Here is a 12,860-nt window from a genome sequence, read left to right on the forward strand (position 1 = left end):
GACCGGTCCTTCCTTCTCGCCCATGTCCTGTCCGTTCCGGCCGGCCAGAGCCCTCAGCCGGGCCCCGGCCAGCCTCCCAGATCACGGACTTACACAAACTATCTGACACGCTCCCGCCCGTGGCGGCAGGCCCCGAAAACAGGAGGTGGGCCAAGCCCGCGCGGGGTGGGGACGCCCACTTCCGAACGAGGAATACCGGTCCCGCTGCGCCCCCGGCCTTGGCCGGTGGCCGGGGCTCCGCAGGCTTGCGCGCCCGTGGCCTGCTCGTACAGCCCGCCGCGCAGCCGTCCGGGAAAAGCGCGCGGAAGCGGTGTTCTCGGCGGGATGTTCGGACCCTTCGCCGTCATCGCCCGCGGCCTCGGCATCGTGTAATCGGCCTCCCTCCTCGAATCGAACCACACTGGGTCCGTGTACGCCGCCACTGCGGCGCACACGGACCCAGCTCCACTCCTGTGGCCGGGCCCGGTCGAGTGGCGGGCCAAGGGATGCTCGCCACGGGCGGCAGCCGCGCTCGCGCCCGCCTCTCACACTGCGGTGACCGACCATCCATAACGAGAGAAGGAGGGCCCTCCCGCCCGGTACGCGGCCAGCGCCTGCGTGGCGGTCGGGAACGCCGGCCGGGGGAAGCAATCCGCGGCGACCCACCGGGCGGCCAGGTGCTTGTCCGGCTCGGTGTTGGTCAGCTCGCCGGTCCAGGTGTCGGTGGCGAAGACGAGGAGGACGAACTGCCCGGCCTGGTCCCAGCCCTGTTCGACGTGGATCACGTGGACGAGCACGAGATCTGCCGGATCGACGAGCAGACCGGTCTCCTCCTTGAGTTCGCGGGCGGCGGCTTCGTCGAGGGCTTCACCAGGCTCGGCTTTGCCGCCCGGGACGGTCCAGGCCGGCTGCGGGGACCAGTTTCGGGCGGCGTAGAGCACGGCGGCGATCGCGTCGGTGTCCTTGTCGTGGACGATCACGCAGACCGCGTTGCGGCTGTTCATCACGCTGGTGGTGGTCACGGTACCCGCTCCTTTGTTGAAGTGCCGGGATGTCGGTGGTCCAGGCGGCGGGCTGAGACTGGCTCCGCAGCTCGGACGGCGCGGGTGCTCAGCGCCCGAGCGTGAGGCGGTCGGCGTTGGTGCGGGAGAAGACCAGGTCGGTCATCTGCTCCGGTGTCTTCGTGCAGCGAACGGGCGGCTGCGGTCGGCGCATGGCCTTCGGGTAGGTGGCCGGGTCGTAGTCGTTGGTGAGCGTGTACGGGTGGAAGCCGTGCTCGCGCAGGGCGTCGATGATGCCGGTGGCGCTCTCGCCCTGCTTGGCCAGGAGCTTGGGGGTGACTTCCACGACCAGCTCGACATCCTCGCGCAGGTGCGGCAGCGCGGGCAGCAGTCCCCTGACCGCCGCCGCCTCGGCGCCCTCGACGTCGATCTTGATGACTCGGGCGGTGTCGAGTTCGGCCTGGCCGAGGAGTTCGGTGAGCGGTGCGGCCGGCACGTGGAAGGTGGTGTGGACGTGGCGGGGCCGGATGGCGGTGGTGTGGCCGAGGTTGGCCGGGTCCTCCAGGTAGAGGGTCAGCGTGCCGGTGAGGTCGGAGGCTGCGGCGCGGACGGTGCGGATGTTGACCCGGTGGTTGGCGGTGGCCGCGCTGGTGAGGTCGTCGTGAAACTGCGGGGTGGGCTCGATGGCGACGACTCGGCCGGTCGGTCCGACTGCGTGGGAGGCCAGGAGGCTGAACGCACCACGGTGGGCTCCGACGTCGACGAAGGTGTCCCCGGGCCGCAGGCGGTCGCGCAGGAAAGCGCTCAGGTTCGGCTCCCACTCGCCGAAGAGGTACTGGTAGCGCTGGATGACGTCGCTGGTGGTGACGGTGACCAGGTCACCTGAGAGCAGCCGGGCGGTGGTGTGGAGGGGACGGGTTCGCAGGTGATCGTCGAGGAAGCGGTCGATGAGCTGGGCCTTGCCGACTGTTCCGGGCGCGTGGCGGACGTAGGCCCGCAACAGGCGGGCGAGGGCGGAGGCGGGCACGCGTGTACTCCTTCGGGTGGCGGCGGGTGCGGAACGCAGTTCTCGGGGCCGGCCGTGGTGGCAGACTTGCCAGTGAACGCTGGTGGTGGTGAGGGGAGTTGTCGGTGGCCGAGAGTGGTCCGGTGGTGTTCCTGTTGGTGGGGCTCACCGGTTCGGGGAAGACGACCTATGCCCAGCGGGAGCTGGAGCCGCAGGGTGCGGTGCGGCTGTCGGTGGACGAGGTCGTCCACGAGTGGCACGGCCGGTATGGGATCGACTATCCGGAGAGCACCTACTTCGAGAAGGAGGCCCCGGTCGTCGCCGAGTTGCACTCCCGGCTGGTCGAGCTGGTCTCCGGGGGCCGGGACGTGGTGTGGGACCACGGACTGTGGCAGCGGAAGGACCGCGACGCGATGAAGGAGCTGGTGGAGTCGGCCGGCGGTCGGTGGCGGCTGCTGTACTTCCCCGTCGATCGGGACGAGCTGCTGCGCAGGCTGGCCGAGCGCAACCAGCGAGGGGACGCGAACGCGTTGATCGTGACCCCTGAGGCTCTGGACGACTTCTTCGCGCGGTTCGAGGCGCCTCAGGATGAGGGCGAGGAGATCGTGGAGCCGGGCTGGCTCTGACGGGGTGGGCGCCAGGCGGCGTGGATCTGGGCGGCTTCGGTGGCCCAGTCGTCGGGCAGGCGGTCGAGGGTGACGTGGCGGAAGGCCAGGCGGGGGTCGGAGACGTCGATGCGGCCGTGGTGGCGGTCGATGTGCCGCAGCAGGCGGGTGGCCTCGGTCCGGACAGCCGGGGTGTGCTCGGTCCAGGCGCCGGAGCTGAAGCGGTCGACCCGGCGCCGTAGGTCGTCCAGGACGCCGGCGCGCCACTTGAAGTGGTGGACGCACGCGAGCGTGTGCGAGTCGGGCCTGCGGCCGGGGGCGCGGTGGTTGCCGGAGGCGACCCTGACATCGGAGAGCGCGAGGACGATCTTGCGAGGGTCGCCCTGCAGGAGGCGGTGGGTGAGGTGACCGCCGAGCGGGAAGGCGCGGTCAAGCCCGCTCTCGGGCCGCCAGAGGGCGAGTCGGCCGTCCGCGCTGACGCGGTCGAGCATCAGCCCGCCCACTACCGCCCGACCGTTCTCCGAGGCCTCCGCCGCTACGTCGCTGAGCGTGGCCGGGTAGATGTGGAACTCGTCGGAGTCGGCGAGCAGGTGCCAACCGGGGCCGGCCTGCTCGCGTAGCTGGTCGCGCAGTTCGGTGTTGGTGTACTCGTGCCACGGCCCGGCGCTGACCTGGCTGGTGGGCAGGTCGAGTTCCCGGGCGGTCTCCAGCAGTTGGCGGCGCCAGGCGTCGGGGACGTGCTCGGCGAAGTGGAAGACGAGGTGGAAGCGCTCGATGCCGAGCCGGCGGTAGTGGGCGGTCCAGGCGGTCAGCAGGGCCGGTTCGACCGGGCCGATCACGGCGACCAGCGCGGGGGCGGCGGGCGTCATCGGTACTCCTTGATCAGGTCGGTGTAGGTGTCGATGAGGTAGGCGGCCTGCTCGGCTGCCGACAGCATGTCCAGCGCCGTGGGTGCCTTCGGCCCCGGCCGCTCCGGCGGCCCGTCCGCCAGAGCGTCGAGCGCGGCGGCCAAGGCACCTGGGTCGCCGGCCGGGAACACCTGGGCCCAGCGCTGCCCGACCAGCCGCTCGGTCAGGTCCGGGTCGTGGTCGGAGACGATCAGCGGGACATCGAGCCGGGCGGCGTCCATGACCAGGCCGGACTCCTTTCCGATGCCGGGACACCGGGCCACCACGGCGGCATCGGCGGCGGCATAGACCAACCGGAGGACGTCCTCGCCGACCGGGCCGGGCACGGTGTGAACCCGGACACGGGGCAGGCGGTGCCAGCGTTCGAGTACCGCGTCGTTCAGCGGGGTGCCGCAGACAAGGACGTGCAGCGGCTTGGTGAGCCGGGCCAGGGCGGCGGCGACGGTGGCGATGTCCTTGTAGGGCCACCAGCCGCCGACCAGGCAGATCGCCGTCGCGGAGTCGGGGATGGTGAAGGCGGCGCGGGCACCCTCGCGCTCGGCGGCGGTGAGAGGCCGACCGTCGTCGACCGCGAACGCCCGCACCCGCCCTTGGAGGTGGGGGAAGGCCGGGGAGAGCCGGTCGCGGACCGCAGTGGTCGGATAGAGAGCGACCACGTGCTTCTCGCTCCGCCGGGCGAGCCGACCCAGCAGCCGGACCGGCGAGTCTTCGGTGGTGACCAGCTCGTGAATGAACCGCAGGTGCGGGGTACCGCCGAGCAGGGCGGCCATGCCGTGCAGGGCTTCGCTCGCGCTGAGGATCACCACGGCCGCCGGCCGAGGGGCGAGGCGGCGGGCAGTACGCAGGCATCCGGCTTCGATCAGGCAGCGCGCGACCAGGGTGACCTGGTGCGGCAGCCGACGGAGCGGCAACGGCCAGCGCCGTGAGCGGAAGGCCCGCTGGCCAGCGGTCGAAACGCGTTCCGCCGCACGCGCTGCGGCCAGCAGGGCCTTCGCCGCCAGACCCACCGGTCCGGCGGCGATGCAGGAGCCGACCCGCAGCAGCGGACCGGGCCCGTCTGCGATCCCCTGCGGGGTGATGACCACGGAACCCGGGCGGGCGGCGGCGAGCGCCGTCAGCGTGCGCTGGTGGTGCCCGCCGCCGAGGTGCGCCTGCGGCTCGATCAGGACCAGAGGCCCGCAGCGGGTGCTCATCCTGCGACCGCCTGCTCGCCGTGCAGCGTGATGAAGTGCCGGTGCAGCCAGGGCGGGTCGTTGAGCGCCTCAAAGCGCTCGGGGTCGCGGGCCGCAGTGCGGGCGAACTCGAGGCCGCCGCGGGCCCCGGCTGCCGCGTACTCGGCGAAGTCGCCGTCCTTGCTGGCCGTCCAGGCGTCGATGCGTTCCTGGGCGGAGGCGTCCGTCATGCCGTACTCGCTGCCGCGCGCGAGCATCGCGCACTCCCGGAAGCCCGCCTTCCAGGCGTGGAACGGGGTCTGGTTGAAAAGGGTGGTCCCGGCTGTGTGCGGGCTGAACTCGACCCGGCCGGGCAGCGCTGCCAGCACGTCGACGGCCTGGCCCATCTCCCGCAGTGCGCTGGTGCGGATCAGCTTGAGGCCGCCGTAGCCGTAGGTGAGGCCGTTGACCGGGTTGACGGCCCGCCAGACCCGCATCGACACGCCCGCTGCCAGCGGCTCCACCGCGCTGGCGGGGAAGGCGGGGTCGATGGCGAAGTCGCCATCGGCGAGGAAGAACTGGTCGGTGTCGACGAGTTCGGCCGTGAGCCGGTAGGCGCGGCGCATCCCGCGCACCCCGTGCAGACGCTTGACGGTTCCGCCCAGCACACGGGCCAGGCGGGTGTGCAGGGAGTCGGCCAGCGGCTCGTCGTAGGAGAGCAGGACCGCGTCGAAGCCGTTCACTTGATCGCCTCCAGGTAGCGGGCGGCCACCGCAGCGGGCGTCAGGTCCGTGGTGGAGGCGTGCGCGCGCTTGGCGTGCACCAGGTAGAACTCGGGGTCGGTGGCGAGGCGTTCGGCGATCCGGACGGCCTGATCGTCAGTGTCGAACACCAGCTCCGGGTCGAGGTGTTCGGCCAGCCAGCCGGTGCGCGGGCCGATCACCGGCAGGCCCATCGCCTGGCAGTCGATGACCGACATGGACCAGGGGCAGCCGGGCCGGAACGGCGCGATGCCGAAGTGGGCGCCGGCCAGTAGGTTGCGGTAGCGGACGCGGTCGCCGCGGTCGGAGGCGATGGCGACGCCGTCCACGGCCGCCAGCTCCTCCAAGTTCCGCTCGGGGCTGGGATCCAGGCGGATCCGCTCGGCGCTGCGGGTGCCGAACAGGTCCATCACGGTCAGCCGCACCGGGGCCTCGGCGACGAGGTGACGGGCGAGCTGGGTGAAGCGGGCGGTGCCGTAGTGGGCGTACAGGCGGTGGTTGTAGATGCCGACCGCCCGGCCCTCCGGCGGGGTGATCTCGGCAAGGTCGCGGACCAGGCGCACGTCCCTGGGGGCTGGGACCACGTGCAACTTCTCGGTGAGCTCGACGCCGGTTCGGGCCGCGACGGCGGCGGTCCACGAAGCGGCGGTGCCGGAGTGGACCAGGACACGGTCGCAGGCCGCGAGGCCGGCGGAGAAGGCCAGCAGCACGCTGCGGCCCAGCCCGCCGTCGTCCATCGCGGGGTCCAGCTCCAGCTGGCCGGTGTCGGTGAAGGAGAACGGCAGGTAGTGGCAGTAGCCGACGATCCGCGCGTCCACTCCGGCTTCCAGGAGCGCGGCGCGGATCGCGGGGGCGGCCTCGATCTGGTTGGCCACGACCACTTCGGGCTGCTGGCGGCGGAACAGCCGCGCCAGGGCGCCCACGCCCGGGTTGAAGCGGGCCCGGTACTTGGTCGACGGCGAGGCGGTCCGCACGAACTGCACGCGGTCGTCGCCGGCCGGGACGGGAGCGGCCACGGTGACCTCGACCCCGGCATCGGCCAGGGCCGGGGTGAGCATGTCGGCGAAGGTGTAGCCGGAGTCGGCAGTCAGCTGGCTGGAGTTGGAGACGTTGAGCAGGTACAGCAGGCGCATCGCTTGGGCCCTCCCTCTCTCGGCCCGGGTATCGACCCGGGCTGGTGAAAGAAGGAAACCGGCGACCAGGACCGTGACAGAATGATGAATCGAGATCACTCACGGTTCATTCATCTCATCCAGCAGCCAGGGCGGGGGCCTTGATGGACGAGCGCGACGACAGCCCGACCGTTGAGCAAGCCGCCGAGGCGTTCGCAGCGGAGGTCTCGTACTGGCGCGAGGTGCGCGGCCTGTCCAAGCGGGGACTCGCCCTCAAGATGGGCTTCGACCCGTCGTACGTGAGCCACGTGGAATCCGGCCGGCACAAGCCGACCGAGGACTTCGCGCGTCGCTCGGAGGAGACCCTCAACGCGGGCAAGGCCGTCTGGAAGCGCTGGCTCGACTACGAGGCCGCCAAGAACCGAGCGGCCCCGGCCGCGGCTCCACCAGCCCCGCGCCGCCCCGAGCAGCCGTACGCGACAGGCTCAGCGATCATCGTGACGCACGACGGCGCGCGACTGGACTTCGACGGCTCCCAGTACCGGCTGACGATGCGCCGGCTGTTGCGGAACACCGGCAGCGAGCCGATCACCCGCTACCTGATCCGCATCAGCGTCGACCGCTACCCCGGTGAGCCCGAGCGCTCCAACGCCCACTACCGCGAACACCCGCTCACCTGGGACGAACTCGCGCTGACCGCGACATGCCGCGGGGAGGCGATGAACTGGCAGACCAAGCACGACCGCGACGCGTTCAAGGAGGTGTGGCTGCTCTTCGAGAACGAGCAAGGCCGCTTCCCGCTCTACCCGAGCGAGGAGGTCTGGATCGAGTACGCCTACTCGGTCGGCGAGGAGAAATGGGGCCGCTGGTTCCAGCGCGCGGTCCGCCTGCCCACCGAACACCTCGAAGTCGAACTCGCCTTCCCCGCCGCCCTCGACCCCGCCGTGTGGGGCATGGAGACGTCCATGACCGCCGAGGCGGCACCGCTTCGGACCGCCCCGATCCGGCGCGACGAGGGCGGCATTCGCGTCTTCTCCTGGAGCACCTCCACGCCGGCCCTCCACGCCCGGTACCGTCTCGAATGGCGGTTCCGGGCCCGACCCGAACGCGACACGACCCAAGGGGAGTTCAGGTGATCCAGGTGCGGCCCAGCGAGCAGATGCGTGACCTCGGCGTCGTCCAGGAGGGCGCGGCCATCCTCACCGAGCGCGCCCGCCCGTTCGACCTGCCCACCGAGCGCGAGGCCGCCGAGCAGGTCATCGAGAAGCTGTTCACCGCCATGGAACGCATCGGCCAGGTCCACCCCTTCGCCAAGGGCATGGGCATCGCGGCACCACAGACCGGCATCGGCCGGGCCGCCGCCATCGTCCAGCCCGCTTCTCCGGACGCTCCGGCGATCGTCCTGCTGAACCCGCGGATCACCGACCATTCCGACGAGACGGACGAGCAGTTCGAGGGCTGCCTGTCGTTCTTCGACGTGCGCGGCTCGGTCCCCCGGCCGCTGCGGATCACCGTGGAGACCACCACCCTGGACGGCCAGGTGGCCACCACCACCTACGAACGCGGCCTCGCCCGCCTCATCCACCACGAGATCGACCACCTCGACGGCCTGCTCTACACCGCACGCATGGCTGCCGGCGTCGAGCCCATCCCTGTCGAGCAGTATCGGCAGACCGGCCGAGCGTGGTCCTACGAGCCGTGAGCGCCGGCACAGCGCGCGCTGAGCGCACGTGCGGGCCCAGGACGTTCCGCTCGGTGTCAACGAGCAACCGCTCTGCCGCTCTTTCCGGTGATCATCACCCTGATCGACACCGAAGAGGCCGGGGCATCGCAACACTCGTCGAGTGGCCGACCCAACAACTCACGCACCGGGCGAGCCCGGCCAGCCCCGGGAGGAGCGCCTCGGGCCAGCAGGAGAGATCGCCGCTGGCGTCGCCCGTGTGCGGTTCCCGCTCGGGCGCTGGATCCTCGCGCCTCGGACGACATGGCGCGCCCGCCACCTGGCCGCCGATTTCGGGGCTGGGATAGATGCGCGTACCGCCTGGGTAATGGCGCGGCTGGCACGGCACCCGGAGGAGTACGACTACGCGATGGCGCACCTGGACGGCGAGGAGCAGACCGACTGAGGCTGCGGCGCATCGTCGGAGTTGAGAAGGTCCTGGTCTCGGGATAAGCGGCTCGACTGCGCGCAACCCGTTGCGTTCATGGGCTCCTGTAGCAGGCATGGGCATGTCTGCCGTACGGGGGAACACTCGCCAAGCACCGCCCCAAAACGCACGGCATCGGGAAAGCCGCCGTGACAATCGCCGCTATGACCTCCATGACGGCAACCTTCCACCAGGCCCTGCAGACTGTGCTGGCCAGCCGGGTTCAGCCGCCGCCCAGTGGTTCGCTCCGGCGCAGGTCAGAACGAGTGTGAACCCCGGCGGACGGGGTTCGGGAGAATTGGCCAGCGTGTACTCGAACCGGTAGTGCGCCCCGCAGCCGCACGTCAGGCACCCGGGGCCGGCAAAGATCATTCGATGCTTGCACCGGCCCGAGAGCCCGAGGTCACGAGCCCGGGATTTCAGGCGTCGCCTGGTCAACCGGATCTTCTTGACCTGATTGTGCGTCGGGAACTGCCGAACGGGAGGAGGGCCGGGGGCGTTTGCGGGCTATCGGCGGAGCTGTTCGACCAGGGAGGTGAAGAGCTGCAGGTTCGGGAACATCCGGACCGGGTCGCCGGACAGCCCCGCGCGCTTCCCGGCGGCCTCGATGCGGACGAGTCCCTGCCTGCTCACGCCGACGCCCTCCACCTGCGACCAGGGGACCCGCGTGCGCCCCGCTTCCACGCCGGTCAGGTTCACGCGGAAATGGCCGAACGTGAGGGTCTCTCCGGACCGGAGGGCGGCAATCGTGCCCATCAATTGCGCGTCGGCCACGGCCTGTTGGATGCGTCGACCCCATTCCTCGGGGTGCGGGAACCCTTCGCGGATGGTGAGCCATCGGCCTCCACGGTCGCGCAGCGTGTAGGCGTGCTTGACGCGGTTGCTCCGGCCGAAGGTGTGGTACCGGCCGATGTTCTGGTACACCGTCATCGCGTCCCAGCGCAGCACATGCAGCTCGCCCCGCCCGACGACGATCAGGCCGTGCTCGTAGAGGTGGAGGCCGGCGTCCGCCCTGGCTCTCCTGACGCGACGCTCGCGCAGGAACCGGTAGATCAGGAGGACCGGGAGCGGCACCGTGCAGAAGGCGGCCAGGGGCGGGGACATGGGGGCCAGCGCGACGCCGGCGGACACCAGGACGGCGAGGATGACGGACACGACGACGATCTCCGACCGCTGGAAGACCGGCGGGAGCGGCGCCGGAACGTAGGTCGCGCGACGGCCGCCCAGATGGTGCTGCGCGGCGGCCGCGGCGGCTTGCCCCGACAGCGGGTCGTCGCCGGGCCCGGTGGTGTGGTCCATCTGAGCCTCCGGTGGTGATCGGGCGAGTACTCGTTTCGGGCTGGGCCAGGCGGTGCGCGCCGTTGGGGAGGGCGCGGCGCTTCGATGCGGACCCGGTCCAAGTCGGCCATGGGGCAGGTGGTCGGCGGCGGTCGTTGACGCGGGCTTGGCGGCGTCGGGCGCGGCACTGACGCCTTCTTGGCGCGGAGGTGGGCGCGGGCCGGGGCGGTGACCTCGGTCCGGAAGCCCGGGCGCCCGCTGCTTGGTCGGGTTGGAGTAGAGGTCGACCATGGTGCCGGCCTCCTTGGCCGCCATGGTCCCGGTATTCATCGCGACGCCGACGTCGGCCTACGAGTGATTCGGAGCTTTGACGCGGCCTTGACGGCGGCGTCACGCGCACGAGACCAACGCTTGTCCGGAACGTTTCCCGCCGGCGGCTCGCCCCGGCCGGAATGGTCGTGGTCAACGCATTTCGCGAGACCGGTGGCGGGGCCGGAACCGGCCATGGGCGGCTTCGGAGTGGGTGACGACGTAGACGTCGATGTCGTCACCGGAGCCTTCGGCGATCGCCTCGCCGGTGCCGCGGCCGAAGGGGTTCGTGAGGCGGCTGCGGGGCGCGGTCTCCCTGCTCGCGGTCAGCTGGTGCCGAGGGCGGCTTCCTCGCGGTCGAGGTCGTGCTGGAGGCGGCGGCGGGTGGTGTCGCTGATGCGGTGCTCGTCGTAGAGGCGGTGCAGTTCGGCGCTCTGGACGGCGATGACCTCGTGGCGCAGCTGGCGGTAGGCGGTGTCGGCGGTGGTGCCGTCCGGGGTCTCGGGGGTGTGGTCGAGGCGGGCGGTGAGGCCGCGGCGGACCCGGTCGACCGCGGTGTCGGGCATGACCTCCAGGGCGGCCAGGTGGTCGACGTGGTCGAGGGCGGCGCGGTTGAGGGCGTCGCGGGCGTCGTTCTCCTCGCGGGCGGTGTGCTCGGGTTCGAGGGCGAGGCCGGAGCGGGTGACCACGGCGGCGAGGGTCAGGCCCTGGACGACGAGGGTGAAGACGACGACCGAGGTGGTCAGCACCAGGACGAGGGGACGTCCGGCGAGCGTGCTGCCGTTGTCGGCGGTGAGCGGGATGGACAGGGCGGCGGCCAGCGGCATGACGCCGCGGGTGCCGGCCCAGGTGACGACGCCGGCGACCCGCCAGGAGAGCCGGCCGCGGGTGGGCTTGACGGCGCGGGTCAGCGGCAGCGTCCACAGCACGCGGACGGCGATCAGGACGGCGGCCAGGGCGAGCGCCTGCAGCGGCCACCATCCGGTGCCGGCCGGCAGAGCTCGGACCAGCGTGGGAAGTTCCAGGCCGACGATGCTGAACACGACGCTCTCCAGCAGGAACACCACGACCGCGTAGACGGCGTGCAGCTGCAGGCGGGAGTGGGCGTCGGTGAGCCGGTGGCCGGAGCGGCCGAGCAGGACACCGGCGACCACGACGGCGGTGACGCCCGAAGCGTGCGCCGACTCGGCCAGCACGTAGGCGGCGTACGGGGTGACCAGGGCGATCACGGTCTCCAGGACCGGGTCGGTGGTGCGACGGCGCACCAGCCACACCGCTCCGGCGACGGCGGCGCCGATCAGGCTTCCGCCGCCGCCCAGCAGCAGGAGCTGACCGCCCGCCTCGGGCAGGTTCACCGTGCCGCCGATCGCGACGGCGATGCCGATGGCGACCTTGAAGAGCACGAGCGAGGTGGCGTCGTTGAACAGGCTCTCGGCCTGCACGAGGACCTGGACGCGCCCGGGCAGCGCGAGGCGCCGGCCGAGCGCGGTGACGGCGACCGGGTCGGTACTGGACAGGACAGCGCCGAGGACGAATGCCATCGCGGGCGGCAGACCGGTGAGCGCGACCGCCACGTAGCCCACGGCGGCCGCGGAGGCGAAAACCAGCCCGAAGGACAGGACCGTCACCGGGCGCCACACCGTGCGCAGGTCGCGCAGGGACAGTTCCTCGGCGGACGCGTACAGCAGGGGCGGCAGGACGACCAGCGCGATGGCCTGCGGCGGAATGTGCAAGGCGGGCACGCCCGGGATCATCGCGATCCCGAGCCCGGCCAGGACCAGCAGGGACGGGGCGGGCACGCGCAAACGCCCGGCGAAGGTGGCCACAGTGGCGGCCAGGACCACCAGGAGCAGGACGATCCCCACGGCGTGCATCAGCGGCAGACCCCATCACGAAGAGCGGGGGCGCCGCCGCCCTGTCGCCGCAGTCGTCCCCCGAGCCGACCAGACTTCCCGGCACACCAATGGTGGTCATCTTATCGGGGTATTAGCGGTGGTGTCAGTCAGGAACCTGACGGCCGACGGGTAGCGGGACACCGCGATGGTGCGCCCGGCGGCGGTGTGCAGCAGCTGCTGGGTGGTGGTGCGGGAGTCGTCGGTCAGCACGGCCGTGCCTCCGGCACTGAGGGCCCGGCCGGGTGTGCCAGGCCTCCACCACCCAGCAGACCGCCACCCGCGGTGCGGCGGCAGGGCCGTTCGGCCCTCCACCCGGCCCTGGTGAGCGGACCGGAAGGGGGCGGCCGGTACCGCGCGACAGCCTCCGGCTGGAGTTCGCGGACGGCCACCGCAACCACCTCCGCGACGGCCACATCGAGTTGCAGGCCCGCACCGCCCGGTGACGTCCGCGCCAGCCGCACGCGAGGCCCTTCGGGCGGTGGCACAGGGCCGATCGACCCTCGCGCGACGACCCCCGCCGGCGGATGATCGAATCACCGGAGCTCCCCACCGGGAGCGCCGGAAGCCGCAGGAGTTGCGGAAGCACCGGGAGCAGGGAGTCAACGACCCGGGGCTAAAGTCCCGGGCTTGAGGTTAACCATGTGTCCGATGAGTCGCCCCACCGGTGGTCACCTCGTCTCAGCAGCGCGAGGCGCTGCTGGGGCGGTT

At 71.7% G+C, this 12,860-nt stretch carries 13 protein-coding genes; 4 read left to right on the forward strand and 9 right to left on the reverse strand.

Annotated features, from left to right (window positions below; all coding sequences use genetic code 11):
• Nucleotides 1-524: 524 nt before the first annotated feature.
• Together ACPC54_RS41530 and ACPC54_RS41535 are read right to left on the reverse strand one after the other, a co-directional pair.
• Nucleotides 525-1,001 carry an NUDIX domain-containing protein gene (locus ACPC54_RS41530; RefSeq protein ID WP_498972881.1) on the reverse strand — a complete coding sequence of 159 codons (477 nt, stop codon included), beginning with the start codon at nucleotides 999-1,001 and terminating at the stop codon, nucleotides 525-527.
• A gap of 88 nt (nucleotides 1,002-1,089) precedes the next feature.
• The gene (locus ACPC54_RS41535; RefSeq protein ID WP_498972883.1) at nucleotides 1,090-2,007 is read right to left on the reverse strand and encodes an FkbM family methyltransferase; all 918 of its coding nucleotides are present in this window, start codon (nucleotides 2,005-2,007) and stop codon (nucleotides 1,090-1,092) included.
• Nucleotides 2,008-2,111: 104 nt separating this feature from the next.
• On the opposite strand from ACPC54_RS41535, the gene ACPC54_RS41540 reads away from it, so the two are divergent.
• On the forward strand, nucleotides 2,112-2,612 hold the full coding sequence (locus tag ACPC54_RS41540) for a P-loop nucleotide/nucleoside kinase family protein (RefSeq protein ID WP_498972885.1): 501 nt from the start codon (nucleotides 2,112-2,114) through the stop codon (nucleotides 2,610-2,612).
• Here ACPC54_RS41540 and ACPC54_RS41545 read toward each other — a convergent pair.
• The 4 genes from ACPC54_RS41545 to ACPC54_RS41560 are packed head-to-tail and all read right to left on the reverse strand — an operon-like array spanning nucleotide 2,570 to nucleotide 6,544.
• Nucleotides 2,570-3,460, reverse strand: coding sequence for a glycosyltransferase family protein (locus ACPC54_RS41545; RefSeq protein ID WP_498972887.1), 891 nt, complete (start codon nucleotides 3,458-3,460; stop codon nucleotides 2,570-2,572). The two genes, ACPC54_RS41540 and ACPC54_RS41545, sit on opposite strands and share 43 nt — an antisense overlap.
• Complete coding sequence (locus ACPC54_RS41550; RefSeq protein ID WP_498972888.1) at nucleotides 3,457-4,692, reverse strand: glycosyltransferase; 1,236 nt, start codon at nucleotides 4,690-4,692, stop codon at nucleotides 3,457-3,459. The genes ACPC54_RS41545 and ACPC54_RS41550 overlap by 4 nt, the downstream gene beginning before the upstream one ends.
• On the reverse strand, nucleotides 4,689-5,393 hold the full coding sequence (locus tag ACPC54_RS41555; protein ID WP_498972890.1) for a hypothetical protein: 705 nt from the start codon (nucleotides 5,391-5,393) through the stop codon (nucleotides 4,689-4,691). Before ACPC54_RS41555 ends, ACPC54_RS41550 begins: the two co-directional genes overlap by 4 nt.
• Complete coding sequence (locus ACPC54_RS41560; protein WP_498972892.1) at nucleotides 5,390-6,544, reverse strand: glycosyltransferase; 1,155 nt, start codon at nucleotides 6,542-6,544, stop codon at nucleotides 5,390-5,392. Before ACPC54_RS41560 ends, ACPC54_RS41555 begins: the two co-directional genes overlap by 4 nt.
• A gap of 143 nt (nucleotides 6,545-6,687) precedes the next feature.
• On the opposite strand from ACPC54_RS41560, the gene ACPC54_RS41565 reads away from it, so the two are divergent.
• The 3 genes from ACPC54_RS41565 to ACPC54_RS41575 all read left to right on the forward strand — a co-directional run bounded on the left by ACPC54_RS41565 (nucleotide 6,688) and on the right by ACPC54_RS41575 (nucleotide 8,649).
• Entirely contained in the window at nucleotides 6,688-7,659 is a 972-nt protein-coding gene (locus tag ACPC54_RS41565; protein ID WP_498972894.1) for a helix-turn-helix domain-containing protein, read from the forward strand.
• Entirely contained in the window at nucleotides 7,656-8,225 is a 570-nt protein-coding gene (locus ACPC54_RS41570) for a peptide deformylase (RefSeq protein WP_498972896.1), read from the forward strand. The genes ACPC54_RS41565 and ACPC54_RS41570 overlap by 4 nt, the downstream gene beginning before the upstream one ends.
• Before the next feature lie 142 nt (nucleotides 8,226-8,367).
• Nucleotides 8,368-8,649 carry a hypothetical protein gene (locus tag ACPC54_RS41575; RefSeq protein WP_498972898.1) on the forward strand — a complete coding sequence of 94 codons (282 nt, stop codon included), beginning with the start codon at nucleotides 8,368-8,370 and terminating at the stop codon, nucleotides 8,647-8,649.
• A 528-nt stretch (nucleotides 8,650-9,177) separates the two neighbouring features.
• On the opposite strand, the gene ACPC54_RS41580 is transcribed toward ACPC54_RS41575, so the two are convergent.
• The 3 genes from ACPC54_RS41580 to ACPC54_RS41590 all read right to left on the reverse strand — a co-directional run bounded on the left by ACPC54_RS41580 (nucleotide 9,178) and on the right by ACPC54_RS41590 (nucleotide 12,362).
• Nucleotides 9,178-9,969, reverse strand: a complete 792-nt coding sequence (locus tag ACPC54_RS41580; protein WP_498972900.1) for a DUF6585 family protein — start codon at nucleotides 9,967-9,969, stop codon at nucleotides 9,178-9,180.
• A gap of 614 nt (nucleotides 9,970-10,583) precedes the next feature.
• Nucleotides 10,584-12,131 (reverse strand): Na+/H+ antiporter, encoded by a 1,548-nt coding sequence (locus tag ACPC54_RS41585; protein ID WP_498972902.1) that lies wholly within the window; start codon nucleotides 12,129-12,131, stop codon nucleotides 10,584-10,586.
• Nucleotides 12,132-12,227: 96 nt separating this feature from the next.
• Complete coding sequence (locus ACPC54_RS41590; protein ID WP_498972904.1) at nucleotides 12,228-12,362, reverse strand: hypothetical protein; 135 nt, start codon at nucleotides 12,360-12,362, stop codon at nucleotides 12,228-12,230.
• Between the last annotated feature and the right edge of the window lie 498 nt (nucleotides 12,363-12,860).

Origin of the sequence: Kitasatospora sp. NPDC094028 (genome assembly GCF_049543595.1) — a bacterium.
Lineage (GTDB): Bacteria > Actinomycetota > Actinomycetes > Streptomycetales > Streptomycetaceae > Kitasatospora.